The sequence below is a fragment of the Neobacillus solisequens genome (genome assembly GCF_051233465.1).
Classification (GTDB): domain Bacteria; phylum Bacillota; class Bacilli; order Bacillales; family Cytobacillaceae; genus Neobacillus.
The window spans coordinates 48,652-75,573 of the sequence record NZ_JBKFGJ010000017.1 but is presented as its reverse complement, the minus strand read 5'-3'; the positions used below and the strand labels follow the sequence as shown (position 1 = coordinate 75,573).

The window sequence follows — 26,922 nt, the reverse complement described above, 5'->3', positions numbered from 1 at the left end:
TTCATTCTCCCCTTATTAATAAACATGCCTAGGTATTCTAGTAACATCAACATCATACAACGAATCAATTTTATATAATATCATATAAATTGCCCTTTTTGAAATCCCTTTCAAATGACTATTCCTTTTTTTACGTAAATAATAAAAGCTGACTCCAATTAAGAGCCAGCCTTATTACTTAGGTCCCACATTAATTAAACTACTTCTTTCTCTAAAGAAAAATTCTCACCCTTTTTCCTAGAGAATAAATTTGCTAGGGTATCCGGAAGTACAATTAATGCTGGAACAAAGAGCGGAAGCAAAATAAAGCAAAGTACGACAAGTCCGGTTATTACAGCAATGGCCAATTCAGTTAAAAGGACCATTCCAGAAGGCATAAGTGTCGCAAATGTCCCGCCAAGGATGATCACCGCTGAAATGATGACGCCGCCGATATTCTTAGATGCCAAAACGATCGCCTCTTTAGGGGACAAATCTGGATATTCTTTAAAGCGCATCATTAAGAATATGCTATAGTCCACTCCCAAGGATACTATGATAATAAAGGAGAAGAATGGCACAAAGGAGGAAATCCCCTCATATCCCATTAAATCTATGAAAATATAGTTGATCGCGAACATGGCTGCATAGTATGCCCCTAAAAGGGATGCTGTGATAAAGACTGGTGTCCAAAAAGACCTTATAACCAAGAATAGGACAAGCAATACACCAATAATCACGATTACAGTGGTTCGATTTAAATCTCTAGACAAGACATCGTTCATATCATTGGTTGTAGCACTTGATCCAGACGTTCCACTTTTAGCAGCTGAAAGTGCTGTTCCTTTAAGCCCATCTGTAACGGTTTTATTTATTTTATTAATCGTATTTAAAGCTTTCGTTGAATAGGGATCATCACTCAATACAACCGTCATCTTGGTGATTTTCCGATCCTCTGACATAAACGAATCTAATGATTTTTTAAAGTCCTTGTTCTCCAAAGCTTCCTTTGGCATAAAGAAGGATTTGTTCGTAGTAAGCTGAGATAAATAACCATTTGTTTGACCAAGTCCATCAGATATTTGTTTTAATCCACCGTTAACATCCGATAATTTTTCACCAAAGATACTGAAACCGTTAAGTCCAGCTACAAGCTGTTCCTGACCTGATTTCATTTGGCCAAGACCATCATTCACTTTATTCATATTTGTGACGATGGTGCCAATTCCGGAGGACGCTTGACCTAGTCCGGCTTTCAGTTTGTTCATCCCATCTGCCATTTGTGATAAGCCGCTGCCCATACTGGCAAGATTGGTATTGGCTGTACCAAATCCAGAAGTTACGGCATTGTAATTTTGATTTAATGCCTTGATTCCTTCAGGTGTAATGGGGGCTAAAGATGTAGACAATTGGTCAATTGTATACTTTAATGCCTGATAATTAGCATCTTTATTAGAATTGGAATAACTGCTTCCTAAGGCATCTGCCATAGATTGCATTTGCATGATTGCACCTTTCACACCTAGAAGAGCCTGTGCCGCCTCTTGATAGTGGGTACCCATTTCCTTATATCCGGCCTGCATTTTACCATAATTTTCAGCTAGCATGGCTACGCCGCTGCTCATTTTGGAGAGATTTGTTTCGATGGCAGCCATTCCATTGCTAATCGATTGTGAATTCGTTGATCCATCATCAATACCTGATTGGATTTGTTTTAATCCATTGGTTAGGGCACTCATTCCATCTTGAAGCTTTGCTGTACCATCAACCATTTGGTTGACTTTAGAAAAGTCTGCTGATCCGAGCTTTTCTTGTGCTTCTGTCAATCCATCATGTATCTGGTCCACACCATTTTGAGTTTGCGAAATTCCATCTGTTACAGATCCCATTTGACGATCAACGTAAAAATCCTCAATCTTCTTCCCTAAAGGCTGGGTAACAGAGGAAACTTGCTTCACACCTTTAATTTCCTTTATTTTTTCTGTTACATCATCAATGACCGCAAGAGAGTCATTATTATCAAGTGCTTTTTTATTCTCAATGACCACTGTAGCAGGCATTGCCTGCCCTTTACCAAAATGCTTCGCAACTAGATTGATAGCTTTAGATGAAGGGTATCGATCTCCAAGTTCCCCAACGGTATCAAAGTTAAGCTTTTCCTGATGGAAATAGACCATTGGCCCAATGATTAATAGGATGACGATGATCACGATAGCAGGATGCTTTGTACCAAAGGAAGAGGTTTTCTCCCAGAACTTGTTTTCCTTATGGCCATTTACATTTTTAGATGGCCAGAAAATTTTCTTACCCAATACTTTCATGATAAAAGGGGTTAACGTCAAAATTTCCAGTAACAGGACGGTAACACCTATTACGACAACAACACCAGATTTATAAATAGGGGACTCAGAAAAAACGAGAGCAAGGAATGCAATAAATACCGTAAGAATACTATAGGCAATTGTTTTTCCAGCTGTTTTATAGGTCGTGATAATCGAATCATCTACTGAGTGACCCTGTGATAGTTCTTCTTTAAATCGATTAAACAAAAGGATATTGTAATCTGTACCGATCCCAAAAAGGATCAGAACCAGTAGCATTTGAGTCAGGCTGGTTACAGGAAATCCAGCTTTATCTATTAACTGGGCTGCAATTCCCATGGAACAGAGATAGGAAAAGGCGACAGCCACAAGGGAAATCAGCGGGGTCACGATTGATCTAAATGCTAAGATCAGTACGACTAAAATAAAGACAACGGTCAAAACAGCACTCTTCTCGACACCGGATTGAGATGCCTTTAAATAATCATTATTGATAAAATCTTCCCCACTAAGGAAATAATCAACAGGTACTTGATCTAGTTTACTTTCAAACTGCTTCTTGATTTCGTCTATTTCTCTATCTTTCTTATCAAGTTTATAGCTCACCATGAGTGTGGTGCCATCTTTAGAAACTAATGAGCTTTTTGCTTCGGGCATACTGAAGGGATCAATCATGTTTGTGATACCCAGCTCTGACCGACTAACATGAATAGACTTTACCGCATCACCGATTTTTTTCAACTCATCATTAGAAATTTTATTTTTATCATAAAAAACTATAAGGTTGTTTGTGCCCGTCGTCGTATCCATTTTCTTCAGGATATGATTTGCCATGACCGAAGGACTCTCACTACTTGTTCCTTGCTGCCCCTTTTGCCGGAGTATGGCATTGATGTCAGGTTGAATGACTGTTAGCAATATTGTCACAATCAACCAGATTGTAAATAGGACCCAACGCCCTTTTATGATGCTTCTCACTTTGCATCCTCCATTTTCAATTAAAATGTTTATTTTTTACGATTGCCTTTTTCAGAGAAAAACAAAATGTCGATGAATTCACGATGATCCAATCCTTCAACTTCCATTTTTTCCTTAACAGCTGATACTAATAATTCCATCCCCTTCTCGACAATCGCTTGTTCGTTTGGAGTCAACAGGTTTAATACTCCCACTAAAGCCTTATTGGTTATCTCTGCTACGTTCTCATCTATTTCTTCCGCAAGTCGTTCAGACAAGGAAATGTCCGCTAATCGCTTATCCTTTGGATTAGGGGTTTTTATCAGGAATCCCTTGGAAATAAGTCTTTCCACAATGTCTGAAACTGTACTTTGCGTCATTTTTAGGTTTTGAGAGAGTTGTTTGATACTGACAGTTTTATGAGCAAACACATCGCCAATAACTCTTACTTGTGGAATCGTGACACCATGCTCCTCAGCTTCTTTCTGAAGGCTTTTCATTGTATAACGATGAATAAAATCGACTGATTCCCCAATAAATCTAGCTTTATCCACTACTTCACCCCCACCTTTCATAAAATAAATCGTATACGATACATCGCATACGATTTATTTTATGGGCATAAACCCCTATTGTCAATGTTAATGATATTTAAATAGGAAAAATGCCAATCACAATGGACTGGCATTTAAGTGTTAATTAATATTTTTTTAAGTAGATCTTTTCCATTGTATGATCGGAGCCCTTTTTAAACACAATATGTGCCCGTCGTCTTGTTGGTAATATGTTTTCTCTTAGATTTGGGGCATTAATTTCCTGCCAAATTTCAGCAGCTTTGTTCATCGCCTCATCCTTGGTCAGTGAGGTAAATCGGTTAAAATAGGACTTTGGATTTTGAAAAGCCGTCTGTTGAAGCATCAAAAATCTTTCAATGTACCACTTTTTAATGTTTTTTTCATCTGCATCAATATAAATGGAGAAATCAAAAAAGTCGCTGACAAATACTTGATCGGTTTTATTCACTTGAAGGACATTAATCCCTTCTACAATTAGAATATCCGGATTGCTTATTACTTCAACTTGATCAGGAACAACGTCATACGTTAAGTGGGAATAAACAGGTGCTTCCACTTTCCTTTTTCCGGATTTCACATCCATCATAAACTTTATTAATTTTTTTGTATCATAGCTCTCGGGAAACCCCTTTCTACTCATTAGCCCTTTTCTTTCCAAGGTCTCTTTTGCGTATAAAAAACCGTCAGTCGTAATTAAAGATACCTCTGGATGACTGTCCCACCGTGATAAAAGGGTTTGAATAACCCTGGCAGTGGTGCTTTTCCCAACCGCTACACTTCCAGCAATTCCAATAATATAAGGGACCTTCTTAGCTTTGAAATCTAAAAATGAGTTAGTTGCCCCCTGCAATTGTTGCGAAGCCTTCACTTTTAAATTAATTAAACGGGTCAACGGCAAATAGACTTCTTCCACCTCTTGAAGAGAGATTTCTTCATTTAACCCCTTAATCTTCTCTAGCTCTTCCGCTGATAACAACAGAGGAGTTTTATTGCGAAGAGCTGACCATTTTTGTCTATTGAATTCAATATAATTTCTATAGGGATTCATTTTTAAAAAACCTCACCATTAAAAGTAAATACAGTTTAACAAATAAGGGGGAATATTTCTAAACAAACGTTTAGCTAATAAAAAAGAACCAAGAAAGATGTAACGGTTGTACATTTTCCAGATTCTTTTGAGTTATATTGTGGTCGCTTATACATGGAGGTTCAAATTAAGATCTGCATATTGAGCAACCCTATTTCTCCCCAGTTTCTTCGCTTGATATAGAGCTTTATCAGCAAGATCTAATAGTTGACATGATTTAGTAATTTGATTTGGGATGATGGAGGCCACGCCTAAACTCAAAGTTACCGATCTATTTATTTTAGATCTTTCGTGAGGGATATGTAGATTTTCAATTTCTAATCGGATCCTCTCAGCTATAAAACATGCCTCATTTGAATCTTTTTGAGGAAGGATTATCGCAAATTCCTCTCCCCCATATCTTGCACAGATAGACTCATGTGAATTCATTAAGTCTTTCACTCGGTTTGATATAGTAATCAAACACTGATCACCTAATACATGTCCATAGTGATCGTTGTAACATTTAAAATAATCCACATCGAATAAAATTACGGAAAGGGGCTCGCGTTTTTGAAGAGAGGAGGCTATATACTCATTAAGAATTTTATCAAAGTATCTACGGTTATAAAGAGCTGTTAAACCGTCCACATTTGATAAGTATTCCAGCTTTTTCTCATTTTCTTTGCTTTTGGTTATGTCATTGCGAATAACAATATATTGAAATGGCTGATTATTTTTATCCAAAAATGGAACAATTGTTGTATAGACCCAAAAATATTTACCGCTTTTTGTTTTATTTCGCATTTCCCCGTTCCATACTTTTCCTTGGGAAACAGTATCCCAAAGGTCTTTAAAAAACTCTTTTGTGTGATAATCACTGTTCAACATTCTCATGTTTTTTCCCTTTAGTTCTTCGTACGAATATTCAGAGAGACGGCAAAATTTTTCATTGGCATATAAAACATTGGCATTTTTGTCAACAATCTGCACTAGGTTTGACTCGTCTAATGCAAATTTTAAATCTTGAAGATCTTTAAGCGTATCCAGATAATTTTTCTCAAGTTCATTTCTATGAACCTTATTATTGTAAGAAATAATCAAACTATCAATGATCTTGATTCTTGATTTCAAAGTCACTGGTGTCTTCCTAAGGTTGTCCCATTTACTTTTGATATAGAGTGAAAAAAATACTAACAACAACGTAAAAAGAAAAAAATCGATCATCCCATGATTAAACCCCATTTTGCTTTCCTCTCACCCCAAGATAATCAGTTAAAAAACGTAAAAACATTCCTTTTGATGGTTTATTTTATAGTGTAATGTATTCAATGTTTAAAACCAATGTCTTTTTTTGACATTCTATTAAATGAAACCTTAGAAGGCCTTTCATTGATTTGGCTAAAACAAAATTGCTCTCTTAGATGTTATATTGTCTTTTAAATTCAAAAATCTCATTTACAGCCTGCTGATATCCACCTGACCTTAGTAAGGATTCCCTCATTTGTGCCACAGCTTTTTGGAAAGAAGGTTGGTTTATCACATATTCTGCAGCTTCACGCAACTGCTTTTGCGTCAATTCTTGCATTTGTAATTGAATTCCAGCTCCAATTTTGGCAACTTGATCGGCAATAAACGGTTGATCTGCGCTCTGCGGGATGACAATCAGCGGTACTCCGTAATAGAGGCTTTCGTGGACACTGTTCATTCCTCCATGAGTGATAAATAATTTGGCGTATTTTAGTACCTCTGTTTGCGGAACATAATTTTTTACAATAAAGTTTTTAGGTATATCCCCCAAATCAGAAGCTTGAGTGTTATTCCCTATCGACATGACCACAGGATGTTCTGTGTTGCCAAATGCTACGACACATAGCTTATAAAATTCAATCTCTTGATTAAAGACTGTCCCTAAAGATATGTAAATTGGATTTTTTATCATGACTGTCATTGTATCAAAATTTTCATGCGTCTGCCTCGTAGCAATCGATGGACCCACAAATTTATAAGTTTGATCAAATTCTTCTTCAAAAGGTTGAAAGCCCCTGATAGTGTAGACAATGGTAAGCTGTGCAGGGTTACAAAATACTTCATAAGGTGAATTGATCTGCACACCATATTTCTCCTCCACCCTTTCGACCAACCTTTGATATTCACGGAAAGTTTCTGCGGGAATATTTTTCGAAAGCTGCTTGAGCTTGTTATGGAATGATGCTTCCGACTCTGCAAAAGTAGTACAAGAATTTATAGCAGGTAACTTTAGAATTTGGGAGAGTAAGCGACCGCAACCAAACATAGAATCGTGAAGGATATAATCAAACTGCTCTCCTTCAATTTGTTCCAAAACACTTGGTATCACAATATCTGCCGTATGCAGCAAACCATTGATTCTTTCGAGAAAATTACTTCTCCCGCCAGAGATAAAGGCTTTTATAAACCTTTGGGCATCAATCGTTCTTACAGTTGCCCCTGTTTTTTCTAATCGCTCTCGAAACTCTTCGATTGTAAAATATACAACCTCCTCGCCTCGCTTAATCAGTTCTTGTACCAATCCTATGGTTGGATTTACATGCCCTTCTGATCCACTATTTATAAATAAAACTCTTGCCATGGTAACGACTCCTTTACAAAAATTTCTATTGTAAAGCATGATCTCTAACTATTATTTTAAGGATTCTTTGTCTAGATAGGGTAAAAAAATAAGCAGTGCTTTTCTAAAATTGAAATTACACTGCTTTCTATTTTAACCGACTGAAACATAAAATAAAAAGCTTACTCAATGAGCAAGCTTAACCACTATAAACACTATCACATGTTCCCGCTTTTGGTTCATAATAACAATGATTTTTAAATTGACCGGATTGTGGTTGACCGTACCAAGTCGGAGGACATGGGGCATGTGGATTAAAATACCAAAGGGCATATTTCCCTGGGTGTTGCCTCCAATACTCCAAATTCTGTCTGGCTAATCTTCTTTCCGCAGTTCGTGCTCTTTGATAAAAAACATTGCCTTTTTGAACTGCTTCAAAGGAAAAATTTCCTCCTTGTACTTGATAAATAACTTGGTTTACTGTTCTTAAACCTTTAAAATCTAAACAATTAGCTACAAGGCGATTCACTATGACGTTACCAACATATAACATCCCCTGTTTTCCTTCACCTTCGGCTTCTGCTCTCATCATCCTTGCCATTAAATCAACATCTGAACTTCGGTAACTTACTCTCGGCATTTTTCCACCTCCAACATATAGTATGAAAAAAAGCCTGCATTGATGTCTTTGTTTATTTACTACTTATGCTTTGTTGTTAATATATTTCCTATTAAATGAAAACACTTTGTTGGAAGGATCAATACTACGGAACCCCACTACGTTTCCAAGTTGATGCTGAATTCATAAAAATGGGAATATAGACAGTCTCTAGGTTCCCAGTTTCTTGCTGACTTCGTTAAAACAGGAACATAGACGGTCTCTACGTTCCCAGTTTCTTGCTGACTTCATTAAAACAGGAACATAGACGGCCTCTACGTTCCCGGTTTCTTGCTGACTTCCATTAAAACAGGAACATAGACGGTCTCTACGTTCCCGGTTTCTTGCTGACTTCTTTAAAACTGGAACTTAGACGGTCTCTACGTTCCCGGTTTCTTGCTGACTTCTTTAAAACGGGAATATAGACGGTCTCTACGTTCCCGGTTTCTTGCTGACTTCTTTAAAACGGGAATATAGACCGCTCCTACGTTCCTGCTTTCTTGCTGGATTCATTAAAACAGGAACATACACTTACTCTACGTTCCTAGTTTCTTGCTCACATCATTAAAACAGGAACATAGACGGCCTCTACGTTCCCGATTTCTTGCCGACTTCATAAAAAAAGGAACATAGACCTCCTCTACGTTCCCGGTTTCTTGCTGACTTCTTTAAAAAAGGAACATAGACCTCCTCTACGTTCCCGGTTTCTTGCTGACTTCATTAAAACAGGAACATAGACGGTCTCTACGTTCCCGGTTTCTTGCTGACTTCCATTAAAACAGGAACATAGATGGTTTCTACGTTCCCGGTTTCTTGCTGACTTCTTTAAAACAGGAATATAGACCTCCTCTACGTTCCCGATTTCTTGCCGACTTCATAAAAAAAGGAACATAGACCTCCTCTACGTTCCCGGTTTCTTGCTGACTTCTTTAAAAAAGGAACATAGACCTCCTCTACGTTCCCGGTTTCTTGCTGACTTCTTTAAAAAAGGAACATAGACCTCCTCTACGTTCCCGGTTTCTTGCTGACTTCATTAAAACAGGAACATAGACGGTCTCTACGTTCCCGGTTTCTTACTGACTTCCATTAAAACAGGAACATAGATGGTCTCTACGTTCCCGGTTTCTTGCTGACTTTAATATTCCCCCTTAATGACAAAAAACGAGCCGCGAATGGTTCCAGCCAGTTTAGACTTCTGCCTGGCAAACTTAAATTTCCCTTCTAATTCCTTTGGAACCTCCATCCCCTCAGAAAGCTTGAAACCAACAGCCCTCTTCTTAGGGTTATCCAACGTATACAAGACGTTGATTGAAAGACCATCCTCATAAAAGACGTAGGTCCATTTGATATTCTCTACCTGAAAACTCGATGTTTCCAAAGGTTTGGCTGCAAATTCGAGATCACGTTCTTCTTTCAATATTCGGTTCACATAATCCAGGGTATCCTGACTTTCACTAGCTGGTACCACTGTTAATTCATGCTTGTATTTGTTCATAAAGTAACGGGCTTCATTTGCACGTAAACCAGCAAGCGATTCTGCTACAGGTGAAGACTCTAATCCCACCGTAGACACATTTTTAAAATCAACAATATAGGACATTTCCATCCATCCTTTTAGTCTGTTTATTTTTTTATATTTGGAATTTACCTTTCCTCTAACACTCTATTAAGTTCTCCTGCTACTGAAGGCTTGATCTTTTTTTGGATTCAAAATCTCTCGAAAAAGTCCACCCTCCCCTTGATCTGCACGATTTTAAAAAAAGACACCAAATAGTGTCGTATTTGTCATTTAAAATACGACACTATTTAGTGTCCTGTCAAATTATATTTTAGACCTTAAGGAACCTTTCTATTCAATTGTCTTCTATCTTTATTTATATACCCTTGCTTCAATTGGAACACTGCAATCTTTATTAAAAAGCATAAATAACACTCATTGATCTAATACACTATTACGGTTTCGTAGCATTATTCAAATAGATCTGTTGAAAGATATCTCAACCCGGTATCCGGTAGAATAACAACAATTCTCTTCCCCTTATTTTCCGGACGTTTTGCAAGCCTAGTAGCCGCCCAGATCGCAGCACCTGATGATGTTCCAACTAGGATACCATCTGATTTAGCCACTGCTCTTGCAGCTTCATAAGCTTCTCTGGTCTCAACTTCGATTACTTCATCAATGACATTTTGATCAACGTTTGCAGGTACTCTTTCATCTCCAACATCAGAGAATCTGTGTACACCCGTGATCTCTACGATATCCGGATTATCCAAGGTAGCTATGGATGAAATCCCCGGTTCGACCCCGACAACTTTAATATTGGGGTTTTTCGACTTTAAGTAAGCTCCCGCCCCGCTAAGTGTCCCTCCTGTACCAACGGTTGCAACCAAAATGTCTACATGGCCATCTGTATCCTCCCATATTTCAGGTCCTGTTGTCTCTTTGTGAACTTTGGGATTTGCTTCATTTTCCAGTTGATTTAAAAATACAACATTTTCCTCTTTTTCAACAACAGCCTTTTTAAAGACATTAATAACTTCCACAAAATCTCCCTCGGTTTTCTCGATTGCTTCCGCCACTTCAGGTACATCGGAAAAGGGAATAACTTCTGTTCCGTATGCCCTTATTACTTTCGTTCTTTCCTCACTTACCCCGTCCTGCATATATATTTTAAGCTTGTAGCCTTTGGATGCCGTGATTGCTGCCAAACCTATTCCTGTATTACCGCTTGTTGTTTCAAGGATCGTGCAGCCACTTCCTAATATTCCTTTTTTCTCAGCGTCTTCAATCATGGCCTTGGCAATTCTGTCTTTGACACTATTGGCAGGATTTAAATATTCCAACTTTCCAATAATCTCTGCCTCTAGCTGATTTTCCTTTTCATAGTTGACTATCTCTAACAACGGAGTTTTGCCTACAAGTTCTGATATTGATTTCTTAATTTTGTTTGTTATGACTTTACTCATCATGCCTTACCTCCATTTATTATATTTTTGTAAAAAAAATGCCCTATCGAAATATTATAAAAAACAAAAAGCTCCTAGATCTCAGTGATTAGAGATAGGAGCCTTCGGATGTCCGAACAGCGGATGATTTGGCTTTCCCATGATTAATGTTGGCTAACTGCGAAAAACCTCTCTTATTCTTTTAAGATCCAGTTTACTAGTTGTTGGTTTAAAAGAAATATCTTATTACAAGATGAATTGGGCTGGTGACTGATTCCTTTTTATTTAAAATAAATAATGCGAAACAATTTTTACAAACGATCGTTCAATATTTAATAAGGCCTGTTCATCAATGTCAAATTTCGGATGATGATGTGGGTAGTGAGTCGTTTCACATTCGTTTCTCGATCCTACTCTAAAATAGGTGCCCGGTTTTTCAAGCAAGAAATAGGAAAAGTCTTCTGCGCCCATGGATGGCTCCATCTCCTCCACATTTCCCTCAGAAAATTCATCAATTAATAGGTTGCGGACCGTCTCTGTTTCTTCTGGATGGTTATATAATGCTGGGTACCCGTTTAAATAATCAATAACAGCAGAGGCACCGAACGCAACCGTAATCCCGTTAACGATACAGCGAATCCGCTCTTCTACCTGTTTGCGGATACTAGCATCAAATGTCCGGACCGTACCTTCTAAGACCGCTTTATCGGCAATAACATTAAAGGCACTACCCGCTTGAAACACGCCAATTGTGACAACGGCTGACCTTAATGGGTCTACTGAGCGGCTGACAATTTTTTGTAAAGAGCTGACGATTTCACTGGCAATCACGATGGAATCGACGGCTTCATGCGGCTTTGCCCCGTGCCCGCCTTTCCCCTGAATGGTGATCGAAAATTTATCAACTGCCGCCATCTGGTAGCCTTCCCCTGTCGTAACTTTTCCGACAGGCGTTTGCGAATCCAGATGAGCTCCAAACACATAATCAACCCCTTCGAGAGCCCCATTTTCAATCATGAACTTCGCTCCGCCAGGCGGTGTTTCTTCTGCTGGTTGAAAAATAAACACTACATTTCCCTTAAGCTTTTCGCGGTATCCGCTTAATACTTTTGCCGTTCCAAGCAATGCTGCGGTATGTCCGTCATGGCCACAGGCATGCATGACACCAGGATTTTGTGATTTATATGGAACCTCTTTTTCATCATGGATTGGTAAGCCATCGAAATCGGCTCGCAGTCCTATTGTTTTTCCCGGATGTGCGCCTTTTAAAATACCAATTAAACCGTGCCCTCCAATATTTGTTTTCACTTCCAATCCGAAGCTAATGAGCTTCTCTTTTATGTACAGTGCCGTTTTTTCTTCCTTAAATGATAGCTCCGGATGCTGGTGCATATGCCGTCTCCAACTTACGACCTCCTTAAAGTTTTCTACTAACTTCTCGTTCACTTCACTTACTAAAAGTGTCATCCAAATTCCTCCCTTACAACTATGGGGCATACCGTGTGAATTAATCACCGACTTCCCGGGTTTTTATCTTAATTCCTTTGGGATAAACCAATAGTTATCTTTGTTATGTTTTTTCATATAAGCTTTAAATTCATCAGATTGATAGGCTGCAGCAATTTCCTTTGCCCATTTTGTGTTTTTGTTCACTTTCTTGGTTACTGCCACTAATTCTAAGTGTTTTAGAACATCTTCAGATAAAAGCTTTGTTGACGGATCCATGTTAGAGGAATACACAATGCTACCTGGAATGACCCCATAATCTAAATCTGCCAACGATCTTGGAATCTGTGCAGAATCCATTTCGACAATTTTTAAATTTTTGGGATTTTCAACAATATCTTGGGAAGTAGCTTTCATTAATTCCACGCCATCTTTTAGTTTTATTAATTTTGCTTTTTGTAATAGTACATAGGCTCTTGCTGCATTGGAGGCATCATTTGGAATTCCAACCGTATCACCTTTGGAAATTTCTTCTAAAGATTTTTTCTTCCCTGGAAAAATTCCTGCAGGAACCGTTGGAATCGGTGTTAAGCTTACAAGGTCAGCTTTTTTATTTTCATTGAAATTTTCCATATAGGCAGTATGCTGGTCCACATTCAAATCAATACCGCCATCAGCCAGGGCAACATCTGCTTGAAGTAAATCATTAAACTCAACCTGCTTGATGGAATACCCCTTTTTCTCCAAAATAGGTTTAATTGCATCTAAAAATAATATACTGTACGGCCCAGGTGATGTACCAACTTTAATAGTTGTTTTTTCTTTTCCGGCCGTTTTCTCCTCTTTGCTGCAGCCGGAAAGAATGAGAGTGAATAATGCTAAAATGCTGATGAAAATAGCAAGTTTTTTCATGTTCAAAACTCCTTTATTTATGTCTTAGTTTTTTTGCTACCCGATTACCAATCCCCTGAATGATCTGGACAATGATAATCAAAATAATTACGGTTAAGATAATGACATATGTGTTAAATCGTTCGTACCCATATGTTATGGCAAGGCTCCCAACACCACCGCCGCCAATCGTTCCGGCCATAGCGGTTGCCCCAATTAAGCCAATTGTTGCTGTCGTGAGCGTCAGCACCAAGGAACCCCATGCTTCTGGTAACAGAAAATAGCGAATGGTTTGGAAAGTAGAGGCCCCTAACGATTTCGCTAATTCAATAATCCCCGACCCGACTTCAAGTACTGAGTTTTCAACCAGACGAGCAATAAACGGAGCAATGTAGACAATTAGCGGAACGATTGCTGCAGTTGAACCATATGTCTGTCCGGCTATTAATCTCGTTAATGGTGTAATAGCAACCAACAAAATAATAAATGGAATCGATCTTAAAATATTGATTACGCCATTCAGTAATGTGAAAAAAATGTGGTTCGACTTAATTCCATTTGCCCTGGTTATAACCAGTAGGATTCCAAGAGGCACTCCAATTAAAGTACCAATCAGAAGCGAGACAGATACCATATAAAACGTTTCATAGATTGATTGAATAATTAAATCTGTTGATACACTGTTCATATAAGCACCTCTTCAACCGTAATACCACTTCCCTTAATATATGGATAAATTTGATCCATATCGGCATCTTCTCCATAAAAGACAACAGTAAAAACTCCTAGAGTAGTTCCCTGTAGTTCCGTGACATTGGCAAAGACGATGTTCATTTCAATATCAAACTCTTTTGTCAAAGTATTCAACAGTAGCTTTGTGCAATTTTTTCCGAAGAATTTCAATAGATAGATTCGCTTATTTCTTAATTCTTCTTTTAACTCATCTATTACACTCAAAGGAATTTCATCATGAATGACCGTTTTGATAAACTCCTTCGTTGTTGACTGCTTGGGTTTTCCAAACACTTCGATGACATCTCCTGCTTCAATCACTTTACCTTTTTCCATTACAGCTACCTTATTACAAATCTTGCGGATCACTTCCATCTCATGGGTAACGACGAGTATCGTGATAGTAAACTCTTTGTTTATTCTTTTTAACAGTTCAAGAATGGATACTGTCGTTTTTGGGTCCAATGCGGATGTTGCTTCATCACACAAAAGAATTTCCGGATTAGTGACTAATGCTCTGGCAATACCAACACGCTGTTTTTGCCCGCCCGATAATTGACTGGGATAGCTATTTTCTTTATCCGCTAATCCGACAAATTCTAATAGTTCCTTTACGCGCTGTTTGATTATTCCTTTATCAACTTTATTTAAGACAAGGGGTATCGCCACGTTATCGAAAACAGTCTTGGAATCTAACAAATTAAAGTGTTGAAAGATCATACTGATGTTTTTCTTTACTTGTGAAAGCTCTAAGGTTTTTAACGTACCCAACTCTTTTCCGTTTACAATGACTTTTCCCGAAGTCGGTCCTTCCAAGGCATTGACCATTCTAAGGAGAGTGCTTTTCCCTGCACCGCTATAGCCAATGACACCATAAATATCTCCTTTTTCTATTTTTAACGAAACATTATCCAAGGCTTTCATTGTCTTGCCCTTATGTTGAAATTCCTTTATTATTTGTTGAAACTCAATCACAGACGAAATCCCCCATTAACAAAAATTTTATTTCCGATTTAACCTATACGTTTTATAATTAGGAGGTCTGACCCGAAACTCTTGAAAATATAGATATTTGAATCAATCTTCCTAACTGATAATTCATACCCCCCTCCTTCCAACTTTCTTAAAGGAGTTTTTATACCCATTTTTCCAATAAAAAAGACCACCAAAGTACTCGATAATTTCTTATCTCACATACTTTTGGTGGTCCAATCAGTATTTCAATATTTTATTTTTGTATTTTTTCCAACTTAAACAAAACCGAGTTTTCTGATGCGAATTATTGATAATAACAATTTACAACTACATCCACTAATTGTCAATTCTTTTTCTCTATTTATCTAATTCTCATTTTTTAAAGTTGAGATTTAATGGTTTAACAGTTTTTTTACGAAGCTTAATATGGACGATACTTTTAATTTCTTCCTCTGTCCTATTTGCCCAATAGCCTCTGATTCCTGATCAAATTGTATTGCTAGTTCAAATTTACCTTATGACATTAAACTGGAAATTTTTGTTGACAAACTGATAACCCCTCCTTTATGATACTCTCAAAACGTATTATTCCTATCGGAATTATAATTAATCTGCCAGACCACTGGAGATGCTCATGGGACATTTAATATGTCTACAAGCATCTCCTTTTTTATTCTATGTTCAGTTCAAATGGGGAGTCATCGAATATATTCCGCAATCATTACCCAAACCCTTTCGGTTACTTCATACAAGGAGGAGAAAGATGAGAAAAACGTTCGTTTGGTTTGATTTAGGGTATACCCTTTTTTATCAGCAAAGAGAGATTACTTACCAAAAATATCTTCAAGAGAAGTATTTGGAAGTTCCTTATTTACAAATTGAAGAAGCTTACCATTTTGCAGATAAATTGTTTATGAGGGAATATCCTGGGATATTATCTCAGGCCACTGAAACCTTTTACCCGTGGTATTTAGGTATTGTTAATTATCAACTTGGCTTACATTTTGATTTGTTAGAACAAAATCACAAGATCCAGACCTGGATTAAGGAAAAATCTGATTATTGGAGCCCATATCCTTTCACTCATTCCATATTGCAGCAGTTAAAGACTGAGAATTACAAAATTGGTCTTATTAGCAATTGGGATTTAAGTGCAAGGGATTTATTAAAAAGGAATGGTCTACTTCCCTATTTTGATACAGTTGTAATTTCATCGGAGGTAGGTGTAAGCAAGCCCGATCCAGGTATCTTTTATACGGCTCTTAAATTGGCAAATGCTACGGCAGAAGAAAGTATCTATGTAGGCGATAATTACTATGACGATGTCATCACAAGTTTAAACGTTGGAATCGATTGTGTTTTGATTAATCGATTTGGTCAAAAAGGAATAGAAGAAATAGCCCATGATTCCATTATCTTTTCCATCAAAGAACTCCCTCCATTATTAAAAGGAAAAAATTGGACCGTGTCTGCTATCTAAAAACCTCGCCAATTGGGTGAGCAAATCAAATATATTCGGAGGTTAAGCCAAATGACAAACCTTAGAAAGAAAAACAACCATAATCGGTACACCATATTATTTATCCTTATCATCAACCTATTATTAACAGCATGCAACGCAAATAGTGAATCCTCATCATCCAACAAATCAAAGTCAAAAGTTCAAACAGCCGAATCAGATAACCAGGCTTCGCCCAAGTCAAAAGCAGGGGGAAGTGTTGTAGTAACTATCCCTCAAGACTTGGATTTCCTAGATCCTCATCTAGCAGAAGCAGCTGGTACAAGAGAAGTACTGTTCAATGTATTTGAAGGACTGCTCAAGCCAAATCACCTTGGCGAATTAAAACCGGCCATTGCCGAATCTTATACAATTTCAGAGGACGGTCTAAACTATACATTCAAAATTCGCGATGGGGTAAAATTCCATAATGGAAAGACATTAACTTCTAAGGATGTAAAATTCTCCTATTCAAAATTGGCCGGTCTTGGCACAGGTAAGCCGCTATATTCAACCTTTTCAAATGTTAAGGACATCGAAGCTCCAGATGATAAGACTGTTATTATCCATCTAAAGGTAAATGAAGCGGGATTTCTAACTGCTCTAACTGCTGCCATCATCCCATACGGATATGAGGATAATAATAAGAAACCGATAGGAACTGGCCCCTTTAAATTTGTTGAATACAAAGCAGGACAAAGCCTGACTCTTGCCAAGAATGAAGATTACTATGTAAAGGGAGTTCCTTACTTAAATCAGGTAGAATTTCGCATTATTCCAGATCCTGAAACGGCTTTTCTCGCATTTCAATCAGGCGAAATAGATATTTACCCACGAATCGGAACCGAAAAAGCGGAGCAATTAGGGACTGGATTTAAAACAATTAGCAGCCCCCAGAATTTAGTTCAATTACTGGCATTTAACCACGCGAAAAAACCACTTAACGATATCAAAGTAAGACAAGCAATTAATTATGCAGTGAATGTTGATGAGATCATTAAAGGTGTGGCCCTTGGGAAAGGAACCAAGATTGGATCTAACTTAAGTCCTGTCTTAAGTCAATACTTTAATAAAACCCTCGTGGATGCGTATCCCACCGATATTAAAAAGGCAAAACAGCTTCTTCAAGAGGCTGGAGTAAAGGATGGCTTTAACTTAACAATTACCGTTCCATCTGTTTATCCTTTCCATGTCGATACGGCTCAAGTCATTGCACAACAGTTAGCTAAAGTCGGGATTAGAGCAAAGATTGAAACGGTTGAATGGGGAGTATGGCTTGACCGTGTATACAAAGGCAGAGACTATGAAGCGACCATCATCGGTCTCGATGGCAAGTTAGATCCATATGAAATTTTAAGCCGATACATTTCAACTGCCGAAAATAATTTTCTTAATGTTAAGATCCCTGAATTAGACCAGGTTCTTTCGCAAGCCAGATCTGAAATTGATCAAAAAAACCGAGTGAAATTGATAAAGGAGGCCCAAAAGCTGATAACCGATAATGCCGCAGCTGTCTTTATCATGGATCCGCATACGAATGTATCTTTTAAAAGTTCGATAAAAGGCTATCAAACCTATCCCATTTATGTCCAAGATTTATCGACGGTCTATATAAAAAAGTAGAAGTTTTGCCATTTGAACACTTAAATACAGGTTATCTTTGATTCTATCAATCTGTACTCATTATAAATCTGCGCGGGCAGAGTCCAGCATTTCATCAAGATGAAGTTCCCCCAACATTATATGTTGTGGCGCACTTAAATGGGGGAGGCTCCACCCGCCTTTTTAATAAAAAATCCACTTCAAAAGGGGTGTTATGGTGAATTATATAAGCCGAAAAATCCTAACCCTGCTTTTCACTTTATTATTTGTTGTCCTGTTGGTCTTCATCGCTTTCCGGATCATTCCGGGGAATCCCGCCCAAATTATATTGGGAACGGAAGCTACTGCAGAGCAGATTTCTGCTCTTGAAAAACAGCTCGGTATTGATCAACCGCTTTCCAGTCAATTTATTTCATTTCTTAAAGGGATTGTCATGTTCAATTTTGGCAACTCCTTGCGATATTCTCAACCTGTTCTTTCATTAATATTCGAGAGAGTAGGAGTAACGTTTACTTTAGCACTAATTTCTATCGTCATGACTGTGTTGATTGGTATCCCTCTCGGTGTTGCTGCTGCCAAATATAAAGGGAAATTTGCGGAATTTTTTATTTCAATCGTCACACAGCTAGGATTAGCTATCCCATCTTTTTGGGCTGGTATCATATTAATCATGTTTTTCGGCTTAACCTTAAAATGGTTTAGTGTCGGAGGCTATGTGCCTTGGTCTGAAAATCCCTGGTTAGCGTATAAATCTCTTCTGCTTCCTGCCATAGCCATCTCGATCCCTCAAATTGCGATTATTGTCCGTTATTTACGGACAACAATGATTGAACAATTACATTTAGAATACGTTAGAACAGCCAAAAGTAAAGGTTTAAAAAATTCAGTTATTCTTTATAAACATGTTCTGAAAAATGCACTTATTCCCGTTATTACGATTGCAGGTATGAATTTCAGTGAGATCTTAGCAGGCAGTTTAGTCATCGAACAAGTTTTTTCTCTCCCAGGAATCGGCAGACTATTAATCACTGCGATCGGCGACCGCGATTTTCCTTTAGTTCAAGGGATGGTAATCATGATTGCGTTGATTGCCATTTTTGTCAATCTATTCATTGATCTGGCCTATCAGTGGTTAGATCCGAAAATGAAATGAAAGTAGGTGTTAGCATGAGAAAGTTGGGCAATGCCCATTTTTGGATTGGATTACTATTGGTTGCTATATTATTCATACTCTTTTTTACCAGCCTCTTTTACATTCCGCATGATGTAAATCAAATGAATATTGCAAAGCGCTTACTGGAACCCAACCGAATAAATTTATTAGGAACAGACAATTTTGGCCGTGATATCTTTAGCCGTATCATGAAAGGTTCTCAAACTGCCTTTTTAGTAGGTGCAGGTGCGGTTTCAATAGGACTTGCCGGCGGTCTTGTTATTGGGTCTTTATCAGGATACTTTGGCGGCTGGATTGATGAAATTCTTATGCGGTTCATTGATTCTTTGATGGCTTTTCCAGGAATTTTACTTGCTCTTATCCTTGTCACCGTGCTACAGCCTAATCTCTCCACCACCACTATGGCCATTGGTATTTTGTCTATTCCAGGTTTTTCGAGAATCATACGGAGCGGCTTTTTGAAATACAAAAAAGCTGATTTTGTACGTGCTGCCCGCAATTTTGGGGCAAGTCATTTTCGGGTCATTTTCCGATATATTTTACCCAATACGCTTTCAGCGATTATTGTGACTGCATCGTTAAGCTTCTCTACTGCTATTTTGGTAGAAGCCGCTTTAAGTTATCTGGGGCTGGGTGTTCAGCCTCCTGAACCAAGTTGGGGAAGAATGCTAAATGAAGCACAGGGCTTTGCCTTTAAAGCCCCATGGTACACATTAGCTCCTGGAGTGATGATTACATTAACCGTTCTCGCTTTTAATCTATTTGGCGATGGGTTTCGCGATCTAATGGATAAACGGAATGGAAAGGAGAACTATTCTTAATGAAGAAAGAAGTTTCTGAGTTATTACAAATCAACCATCTTACCATTCAGGTGAAAATAGGCAAACATCGATATGATGTCATCCGTGATGTGTCTTTTTCCATCAAAGCAGGTGAAATCCTGGGTATCGTCGGAGAATCAGGCTGCGGAAAAAGCGTACTTTCCCATTCTATTATTGGTTTACAGACAAAATCTATGAAAATAACAAAGGGGGAAATTTTTTATCAATCAATCCCCCTCCAAAACATGAATGACGAGGAACGTCGGCAAATACGAGGAAAAGAAATTTCGATGATTTTCCAAGATCCCATGTCCTCCCTCAATCCTTCACTGACCATTGGGGAACAAATCTTGGAAATGTTTAGGCTGCATAAAAGAGCTTCCCGGCAAGAAGCAAAGGAACAGACGATTGAAATTTTAGGAAAGGTGGGTCTTTCCAGAGCCTCAGAATTTCTGAATTATTACCCTCATCAACTATCCGGTGGCATGCAACAGCGAATTATGATCGCGATCGCTTTGGCCTGTAAGCCTTCTTTACTTATTGCAGATGAGCCGACCACCGCTTTAGATGTTACCATTCAAGCGCAAATACTCGATCTGATGAAGAAAAAATGTAAAGAAGATGGAACAGCCATTCTTCTCATTTCCCATGATTTTGGAGTAATGGCCGAGATGTGTGACAGAATTGCAGTTATGTATGCAGGAGAATTAGTAGAAGTGGGTATAGCCAGTCAGCTGCTGCAAAATCCACAGCATCCTTATACACAGGGTCTTTTGAAATCGATTCCTATACCGGAAAAGAAGAATACTCGGCTCTATTCCATAAAAGGTACGGTACCCGACCTCTCTGAACGAGGTGGTGGATGCCCTTTCTATGACCGCTGTGATTATGCCTTTGAGACATGCAAAGCACACAACCCAGCTTTTGAGGAATTTAAAACTAACCATAAGGTAAAGTGTGTATTATCCAAGTCGCATGAGGTGAACCTCTATGAATACAGCTGAAAAATTGATAGAAGTAGTAACCTTGAGTAAGTATTATCTACAATCAAGGTTTAATCAAGTCTCGGTCCTGCGTGCAGTTGATAATATTGATTTAACTATCCATAAAGGGGAAATTTTGGGGCTTGTTGGAGAAAGCGGCTCTGGCAAAACGACAATGGGGCAGCTTGCCGGCCAGTTATTAACCCCATCAAGTGGAAAAATATTATTTGAAGGCAAGGACGTCTCCAATTTTTCGAAAAGAGAGAAAAAATGGCTTCATAAGGATATTCAATATATGTTCCAAGATTCCAATTCTTCCTTTAACCCAAGACATAGGGTTTACCAATTATTAGAGGAGCCATTGAAAATTCAAAAAATAGGAAATGATGTTGAGAGGAAAAAAATGGTGAATGAAATGCTAGAAAATGTCGGATTAGGTCCTTCCTTTTCGAATCGATTTATTCAAGAATTAAGCGGCGGGCAAAGGCAACGTGTCGGAATTGCCCGTTCACTCATTCTCAAGCCAAAGTTTTTGATTTTAGATGAACCTGTTTCTGCACTGGATGTTTCAGTACAATCACAAATATTAAATTTGCTCGTAGATTTACAAGAGCAGTTTACACTCACCTATTTATTTATTTCGCATGACTTAAATGTGGTCCACTATTTATGTGATCGTGTGGCAGTGATGTATTTAGGAAAAATTGTAGAAGTGGCTGATGTTCACAGTATTTACGAAAGTCCACTTCATCCATATACAAGAGCCTTGGTTTCCGCTATTCCTACACATATACAAAAACGCGATAGAATAATCCTAAATAGTGAGATTCCCAATCTTTATGAAATTCCTAAAGGTTGTTCCTTTCACACAAGATGCCCATTTTCTTCTGATATTTGCAAAACCCGACAGCCTAACTTAAAAGAAGTAAAATCCAATCACTTTGTAAGCTGTCACCTATATTCCGAAGAATGATAATAGTTTTGTCAACCACAAATCATTCAGACAGGCGCAAATCCCATCAGTGAAAAGCGCCTGTTTGATCTGTTCCATGAGTTTGTTTTATAGAACAGGAATTATGAATAAAGGCAGCTTTCTATTCAATAGTTAAAGGAACCTCTATTTTATTGTTTTTATGAACATCTTCCGTGCCGGCAGTCAAAGCAGTTTTGTAATATAAGCGTTTATGCTCAATGACTTCCAATGTTTTCTTCAATGCCTCCATTTGTGCTTCTACATGAGCTTTTCGTTCCAAAAACATGTCATATCTCTGTTGCAACGTGGAATCCCCATCTGAACACCAATCGATAAACGTTTTAATTTCCTTAATAGGCATACCGGTAGATTTCAAACATTCAATTACTTTTAATGCAGCAATATCAGATTCTTTAAACAATCGTGTTCCGCTGGGGGTCCGTTCTACAGAAGGCATAAGTCCCTCCTTGTCGTAGTAACGCAGAGTATAGACTGTAAGATTCAATTCTTTTGCCACTTCACTGATAGAATATGTCTTCATTATAGATCTCCCATTCCCAATAATATAGACTTCGAGTTAGCTCTAAATTCTAATGTACTAGATTCCATGAAACCTGTATAGACTGAAAAATAATCATTAACCGCTTGACCTAGAGTTAACTAGAGGGATTAATATTTTTTAAGAGAGCAATCACAATCTCTTTAAAAAATAGATTATTGGAGGTTATTTTATGATTACTGCTAAAGCACGAGCTGTTGATGGTCCTGACAAACCGTTTCGGGCTGCTGAAATTAAACGACGAGATCTTGATTTGCATGATGTTTTGATTGAAATTAAATATGCGGGAATCTGCCATTCAGATATTCACACTGCTCACGGCGAGTGGGGTCCAGTAAACTATCCACTCGTTCCTGGACACGAGATTGCCGGCATTGTTACGGCTGTTGGAACAGAGGTCACAAAATATAAGATCGGTGACCGGGTAGGGGTCGGATGTATGGTTGACTCTTGCGGTGAATGTGAAAACTGCAAAAAAGGTGAAGAACAATACTGTCTCAAAGGAAATGTCCCTACCTACGCTGGTGTGGACAAATATGGTGAACCTACTCAAGGCGGTTATTCCTCTCACATCGTCGTAACAGAGGACTTCGTGGTTAGAATTCCAGAAAGCATTGAATTGGACGCTGCTGCACCCTTACTTTGCGCAGGTATTACGACATATTCACCGCTAAACCATTGGAAAGCAGGTCCAGGTAAGAAGGTAGCAGTTGTTGGTATGGGTGGTCTTGGTCATATGGCGGTCCAAATTGCACATGCGATGGGTGCCGAGGTTACTATTCTGTCTCAAACATTGAAAAAGAAGGATGATGGCTTGCAATTAGGGGCAAACCACTTCTATGCCACAAGCGATTCAGAAACATTTGAAAAACTTGCCGGAACCTTTGACTTAATTATTAACACGGTAAGTGCAAAAATTGACTTGGATGCTTATTTAGGGCTGCTCGCTCTTGAGGGTACCTTGGTCAACGTCGGTGCACCTGGAGAACCGCTATCACTAAACGTGTTTAATTTAATCGGTCACCGCCGTTCATTTGCAGGTTCCATGATTGGTGGTATTCGTGAAACACAAGAAATGTTAGATTTCTGTGCGGAACATAACATTACTCCTATGATTGAAGTCATTTCAGCTGACCAAATTGACGAAGCCTATAAACGCGTATTAGCTTCGGATGTGAAATATCGATTTGTAATTGACATCAGCACCATGTAGTTGTGGAAATGATTGAAAAAAAGCAGAGGGATTCAAGAATCCTTGAATCCCTCTGTTTATTATTTATATAGAATTTTTATAAGAGGATCTAAAGACTTGCCTCTTACCGATTCTATTCATTATAATGGAAATATATTGAAATTACCAAAACATTCAATTCGATGAATCTCTGCATATCCCCTTCTAAAATTCCGTTTCATTCTCATTTTAATTACTATTTTTAATCTTCTCTAATATTATGTTTTTCTTAATTTTTTTAGATTATAAGAGTCTCCTTGCCTGGAAAATGAATATATTTTTTATCCTTAAATCATAACATTATAGTGATTACTTAATAATCATTATTAACATTCTAGTTTCTTAGAAACTAGATGATTTTAAATTAGTTTAGAGGAGGAGAAATATAAAATGGATGCTAAGAACCATTCAAACAGTGAAGGATGTCCGTTTCACGGCGGTGCAACTAGTAACCAATCAAGCGGTACGTCAAATCGAGATTGGTGGCCAAATGCGCTAAATTTGAATATTCTTCATCAGCATGACAGAAAATCTAACCCTATGGGAGAAGACTTCGATTATGCAGAGGAATTTAAAAAATTAGACTACGATGCTCTTAAGCAGGATCTTCACAACCTTATGACTGACAGTCAAGATTGGTGGCCTGCTGACTACGGACATTATGGTCCATTCTTTATCCGTATGTCTTGGCACGCTGCCGGTACATATCGTACAGCTGATGGCCGAGGTGGCGGCGGAACCGGTAACCAACGCTTCGCACCACTAAACAGCTGGCCTGACAACGCAAGCCTTGATAAAGCCCGCCGACTCCTATGGCCGATTAAGCAAAAGTATGGTAACAAGATTTCTTGGGCGGACTTGCTTGTTCTAGCAGGCAATGTTGCGATTGAATCCATGGGCGGCAAGACCATTGGATTCGGGGCAGGACGACCAGACATTTGGCATCCGGAAGAAGACATCTATTGGGGCACGGAAACAGAATGGCTGGGTGATCGTCGGTACACAGGCGACCGTGAGCTTGAAAATCCACTCGCAGCCGTACAAATGGGGCTGATCTACGTGAACCCTGAAGGGCCAAATGGAAAACCAGATCCGATTGCAAGCGCCAAAGATATTCGTGAGACCTTTGCACGTATGGGAATGAACGATGAAGAAACAGTTGCCCTCATTGCAGGCGGCCATACTTTTGGTAAAGCGCACGGTGCAGGAGATGCGTCCCATGTTGGCCCGGAGCCAGAAGCTGCTCCTATTGAAGCACAAGGGTTAGGATGGCTGAACACCTATGGTTCTGGTAAAGGCCGTGACACCATTACCAGCGGTATTGAAGGAGCTTGGACTGCCAACCCGACTCAGTGGGATAATGGTTACTTTGAGCTATTATTTGGATATGAATGGTGGCTGACAAAAAGTCCTGCAGGGGCCTGGCAGTGGCTTATAGTAGATCCTGATGAGAAGCATCTTGCCCCAGATGCAGAAGATCCAAGCATTAAAGTGCCGACGATGATGACCACCGCGGATATGGCATTGCGACATGATCCAATTTACGAGAATATTGCTCGTCGTTTTTATGAAAATCCAGAAGAATTTGCCGATGCTTTTGCCCATGCATGGTTCAAACTTATTCACCGTGATATGGGTCCAAAAGCAAGATATTTGGGTCCGGAAGTTCCAGAAGAGGATCTCATTTGGCAAGATCCGGTGCCAACAGTGAATTACGAATTAACAGATGGCGAAATAGCCGTGCTAAAAGAAAAAATCCTAAACTCTGGACTGACAATCAGCGAGCTAGTAACAACGGCTTGGGCCTCCGCTAGTACCTACCGTAGTTCAGATCATCGCGGCGGTGGAAATGGTGCCCGTATACGACTTGCCCCGCAAAAGGATTGGGAAGTAAATGAGCCTGAGCGACTAGCAAAAGTGCTCAATGTACTAGAAGACATTCAACGTACATTGGATAAGAAAATAAGTCTTGCCGATTTGATTGTACTTGGTGGAAGTGCAGCAGTGGAACAGGCTGCACGTAATGCCGGCTTTGATGTTACTGTTCCTTTTGCTCCTGGAAGAGGAGATGCAACTCTAGAGCAAACCGACGTTGAGAGCTTTTCAGTACTAGAGCCTGTTTCCGATGGGTTCCGCAACTATCAAAAGAAGCAATACAGTGTAAGTCCAGAAGAACTACTATTAGACAAGGCACAACTATTAAACCTAACTGCACCGGAAATGACGGTACTTATCGGCGGTATGCGTGTTCTGGGAACAAACCACCGAGGCACCCAACACGGAGTGTTTACTGAACGGGTTGGCACACTTACCAATGACTTCTTTGTTCATTTGCTTGATATGAATGTAGCCTGGCATCCTGTTGACGGAGTAGTCTATGAAGGTCGAAATCGCAAAACAGGGGAAGTGGTGCATACTGCTACAAGAGTAGACCTCGTTTTCGGATCCAACTCCATCCTTCGCGCCATTGCAGAAGTTTTTGCTCAGGACGACAACAAAGAGAAGTTTGTCCGTGATTTTATCGCCGCCTGGGTCAAGGTCATGAATGCCGATCGCTTTGATCTTAAGACGGCTGACCGTAAGAAAATGCAACTGACAAGTCAATAAGTTCAAGAAAAACCGCCATTGGCGGTTTTTCTTGTGAAGGAGACCTAACAATGAATCATTTTACCTACATATTGGTCTAAATCCCTGTACCTCCCCTATTACCCTAGGGGATTATCTTACCATTTGAATATTTTAACTTAAAACTAATAAGGATATATTTGTTCTGATTGGAGTTTCGTCTAACGAGAGCAATTAATTAAGAAAAAATTTTTCCAAAGCAGGAATAAGCAGATCACTTTTTAGACAATTGTCACAAATAATGATCACGGTTGAATGGGCATCATTCGTTTCTTCAGTTTCCTCATGTCCACAAATACTACAAAACTGCTCATCCATTT

General features: G+C 38.8%; 22 protein-coding genes. 8 read left to right on the top strand and 14 right to left on the bottom strand.

Features of this window, described 5'->3' with window-relative positions:
• Positions 1-194: 194 nt before the first annotated feature.
• The 12 genes from ACI3K6_RS16120 to ACI3K6_RS16065 all read right to left on the bottom strand — a co-directional run bounded on the left by ACI3K6_RS16120 (position 195) and on the right by ACI3K6_RS16065 (position 15,136).
• Positions 195-3,278 carry an MMPL family transporter gene (locus ACI3K6_RS16120; RefSeq protein ID WP_435555623.1) on the bottom strand — a complete coding sequence of 1,028 codons (3,084 nt, stop codon included), beginning with the start codon at positions 3,276-3,278 and terminating at the stop codon, positions 195-197.
• Positions 3,279-3,307: 29 nt separating this feature from the next.
• The gene (locus ACI3K6_RS16115; RefSeq protein WP_435555622.1) at positions 3,308-3,811 is read right to left on the bottom strand and encodes a MarR family winged helix-turn-helix transcriptional regulator; all 504 of its coding nucleotides are present in this window, start codon (positions 3,809-3,811) and stop codon (positions 3,308-3,310) included.
• Between the two features lie 145 nt (positions 3,812-3,956).
• Positions 3,957-4,880, bottom strand: coding sequence for a type I pantothenate kinase (coaA, locus tag ACI3K6_RS16110; RefSeq protein ID WP_435555621.1), 924 nt, complete (start codon positions 4,878-4,880; stop codon positions 3,957-3,959).
• Between the two features lie 147 nt (positions 4,881-5,027).
• The gene (locus ACI3K6_RS16105) at positions 5,028-6,143 is read right to left on the bottom strand and encodes a sensor domain-containing diguanylate cyclase (RefSeq protein WP_435555620.1); all 1,116 of its coding nucleotides are present in this window, start codon (positions 6,141-6,143) and stop codon (positions 5,028-5,030) included.
• Positions 6,144-6,318: 175 nt separating this feature from the next.
• Entirely contained in the window at positions 6,319-7,509 is a 1,191-nt protein-coding gene (locus ACI3K6_RS16100) for a macrolide family glycosyltransferase (RefSeq protein WP_435555619.1), read from the bottom strand.
• Positions 7,510-7,687: 178 nt separating this feature from the next.
• Complete coding sequence (locus ACI3K6_RS16095; RefSeq protein WP_335477850.1) at positions 7,688-8,128, bottom strand: cell wall hydrolase; 441 nt, start codon at positions 8,126-8,128, stop codon at positions 7,688-7,690.
• Positions 8,129-9,281: 1,153 nt separating this feature from the next.
• A complete protein-coding gene (locus ACI3K6_RS16090; RefSeq protein WP_435555618.1) occupies positions 9,282-9,746 on the bottom strand; it encodes a phage tail protein in 465 nt (154 codons plus the stop codon).
• 368 nt (positions 9,747-10,114) lie between these two features.
• Complete coding sequence (locus ACI3K6_RS16085; protein WP_435555617.1) at positions 10,115-11,113, bottom strand: PLP-dependent cysteine synthase family protein; 999 nt, start codon at positions 11,111-11,113, stop codon at positions 10,115-10,117.
• A 264-nt stretch (positions 11,114-11,377) separates the two neighbouring features.
• Positions 11,378-12,559 (bottom strand): M20 metallopeptidase family protein, encoded by a 1,182-nt coding sequence (locus ACI3K6_RS16080; protein ID WP_435555616.1) that lies wholly within the window; start codon positions 12,557-12,559, stop codon positions 11,378-11,380.
• 63 nt (positions 12,560-12,622) lie between these two features.
• Positions 12,623-13,450, bottom strand: coding sequence for a MetQ/NlpA family ABC transporter substrate-binding protein (locus tag ACI3K6_RS16075; RefSeq protein ID WP_435555615.1), 828 nt, complete (start codon positions 13,448-13,450; stop codon positions 12,623-12,625).
• Between the two features lie 13 nt (positions 13,451-13,463).
• Complete coding sequence (locus tag ACI3K6_RS16070) at positions 13,464-14,117, bottom strand: methionine ABC transporter permease (RefSeq protein ID WP_435555614.1); 654 nt, start codon at positions 14,115-14,117, stop codon at positions 13,464-13,466.
• A complete protein-coding gene (locus ACI3K6_RS16065) occupies positions 14,114-15,136 on the bottom strand; it encodes a methionine ABC transporter ATP-binding protein (RefSeq protein WP_435555613.1) in 1,023 nt (340 codons plus the stop codon). The genes ACI3K6_RS16070 and ACI3K6_RS16065 overlap by 4 nt, the downstream gene beginning before the upstream one ends.
• 763 nt (positions 15,137-15,899) lie before the next feature.
• Here ACI3K6_RS16065 and ACI3K6_RS16060 point away from each other — a divergent pair.
• The 6 genes from ACI3K6_RS16060 (at position 15,900) to ACI3K6_RS16035 (ending at position 22,187) form a co-directional block, all read left to right on the top strand.
• Entirely contained in the window at positions 15,900-16,616 is a 717-nt protein-coding gene (locus tag ACI3K6_RS16060) for an HAD family hydrolase (RefSeq protein WP_435555612.1), read from the top strand.
• A 51-nt stretch (positions 16,617-16,667) separates the two neighbouring features.
• A complete protein-coding gene (locus tag ACI3K6_RS16055; protein WP_435555611.1) occupies positions 16,668-18,257 on the top strand; it encodes an ABC transporter substrate-binding protein in 1,590 nt (529 codons plus the stop codon).
• Between the two features lie 193 nt (positions 18,258-18,450).
• The gene (locus ACI3K6_RS16050) at positions 18,451-19,389 is read left to right on the top strand and encodes an ABC transporter permease (RefSeq protein ID WP_435555610.1); all 939 of its coding nucleotides are present in this window, start codon (positions 18,451-18,453) and stop codon (positions 19,387-19,389) included.
• A gap of 14 nt (positions 19,390-19,403) precedes the next feature.
• Positions 19,404-20,231 carry an ABC transporter permease gene (locus ACI3K6_RS16045; protein ID WP_435555609.1) on the top strand — a complete coding sequence of 276 codons (828 nt, stop codon included), beginning with the start codon at positions 19,404-19,406 and terminating at the stop codon, positions 20,229-20,231.
• Entirely contained in the window at positions 20,231-21,235 is a 1,005-nt protein-coding gene (locus ACI3K6_RS16040; protein ID WP_435555608.1) for an ABC transporter ATP-binding protein, read from the top strand. The genes ACI3K6_RS16045 and ACI3K6_RS16040 overlap by 1 nt, the downstream gene beginning before the upstream one ends.
• Positions 21,222-22,187 carry an ABC transporter ATP-binding protein gene (locus ACI3K6_RS16035; RefSeq protein ID WP_435555607.1) on the top strand — a complete coding sequence of 322 codons (966 nt, stop codon included), beginning with the start codon at positions 21,222-21,224 and terminating at the stop codon, positions 22,185-22,187. The genes ACI3K6_RS16040 and ACI3K6_RS16035 overlap by 14 nt, the downstream gene beginning before the upstream one ends.
• Positions 22,188-22,308: 121 nt before the next feature.
• Here ACI3K6_RS16035 and ACI3K6_RS16030 read toward each other — a convergent pair whose 3' ends face one another.
• Entirely contained in the window at positions 22,309-22,728 is a 420-nt protein-coding gene (locus ACI3K6_RS16030; RefSeq protein WP_435555606.1) for a MerR family transcriptional regulator, read from the bottom strand.
• Between the two features lie 190 nt (positions 22,729-22,918).
• Here ACI3K6_RS16030 and ACI3K6_RS16025 point away from each other — a divergent pair, with 190 nt between their 5' ends.
• Positions 22,919-23,959 (top strand): NAD(P)-dependent alcohol dehydrogenase, encoded by a 1,041-nt coding sequence (locus ACI3K6_RS16025; RefSeq protein WP_435555605.1) that lies wholly within the window; start codon positions 22,919-22,921, stop codon positions 23,957-23,959.
• Between the two features lie 408 nt (positions 23,960-24,367).
• On the top strand, positions 24,368-26,584 hold the full coding sequence (gene katG / locus ACI3K6_RS16020) for a catalase/peroxidase HPI (RefSeq protein ID WP_435555604.1): 2,217 nt from the start codon (positions 24,368-24,370) through the stop codon (positions 26,582-26,584).
• A 192-nt stretch (positions 26,585-26,776) separates the two neighbouring features.
• Here the strand turns inward: katG and ACI3K6_RS16015 are convergent, their stop codons facing one another.
• Complete coding sequence (locus tag ACI3K6_RS16015; protein WP_435555603.1) at positions 26,777-26,920, bottom strand: hypothetical protein; 144 nt, start codon at positions 26,918-26,920, stop codon at positions 26,777-26,779.
• Positions 26,921-26,922 lie beyond the last annotated feature (2 nt).

Coding starts and splice junctions, on each gene's coding strand:
- ACI3K6_RS16035 (WP_435555607.1), top strand. CDS start 21,222: ATGAATACAGCTGAAAAATTGATAGAAGTAGTAACCTTGAGTAAGTAT.
- ACI3K6_RS16055 (WP_435555611.1), top strand. CDS start 16,668: ATGACAAACCTTAGAAAGAAAAACAACCATAATCGGTACACCATATTA.
- ACI3K6_RS16100 (WP_435555619.1), bottom strand. CDS start 7,509: ATGGCAAGAGTTTTATTTATAAATAGTGGATCAGAAGGGCATGTAAAT.
- ACI3K6_RS16090 (WP_435555618.1), bottom strand. CDS start 9,746: ATGTCCTATATTGTTGATTTTAAAAATGTGTCTACGGTGGGATTAGAG.
- ACI3K6_RS16080 (WP_435555616.1), bottom strand. CDS start 12,559: ATGACACTTTTAGTAAGTGAAGTGAACGAGAAGTTAGTAGAAAACTTT.
- ACI3K6_RS16015 (WP_435555603.1), bottom strand. CDS start 26,920: ATGGATGAGCAGTTTTGTAGTATTTGTGGACATGAGGAAACTGAAGAA.
- ACI3K6_RS16075 (WP_435555615.1), bottom strand. CDS start 13,450: ATGAAAAAACTTGCTATTTTCATCAGCATTTTAGCATTATTCACTCTC.
- ACI3K6_RS16085 (WP_435555617.1), bottom strand. CDS start 11,113: ATGAGTAAAGTCATAACAAACAAAATTAAGAAATCAATATCAGAACTT.
- ACI3K6_RS16045 (WP_435555609.1), top strand. CDS start 19,404: ATGAGAAAGTTGGGCAATGCCCATTTTTGGATTGGATTACTATTGGTT.
- ACI3K6_RS16060 (WP_435555612.1), top strand. CDS start 15,900: ATGAGAAAAACGTTCGTTTGGTTTGATTTAGGGTATACCCTTTTTTAT.
- katG (WP_435555604.1), top strand. CDS start 24,368: ATGGATGCTAAGAACCATTCAAACAGTGAAGGATGTCCGTTTCACGGC.
- ACI3K6_RS16050 (WP_435555610.1), top strand. CDS start 18,451: ATGGTGAATTATATAAGCCGAAAAATCCTAACCCTGCTTTTCACTTTA.
- coaA (WP_435555621.1), bottom strand. CDS start 4,880: ATGAATCCCTATAGAAATTATATTGAATTCAATAGACAAAAATGGTCA.
- ACI3K6_RS16105 (WP_435555620.1), bottom strand. CDS start 6,143: ATGGGGTTTAATCATGGGATGATCGATTTTTTTCTTTTTACGTTGTTG.
- ACI3K6_RS16040 (WP_435555608.1), top strand. CDS start 20,231: ATGAAGAAAGAAGTTTCTGAGTTATTACAAATCAACCATCTTACCATT.
- ACI3K6_RS16025 (WP_435555605.1), top strand. CDS start 22,919: ATGATTACTGCTAAAGCACGAGCTGTTGATGGTCCTGACAAACCGTTT.
- ACI3K6_RS16095 (WP_335477850.1), bottom strand. CDS start 8,128: ATGCCGAGAGTAAGTTACCGAAGTTCAGATGTTGATTTAATGGCAAGG.
- ACI3K6_RS16030 (WP_435555606.1), bottom strand. CDS start 22,728: ATGAAGACATATTCTATCAGTGAAGTGGCAAAAGAATTGAATCTTACA.
- ACI3K6_RS16070 (WP_435555614.1), bottom strand. CDS start 14,117: ATGAACAGTGTATCAACAGATTTAATTATTCAATCAATCTATGAAACG.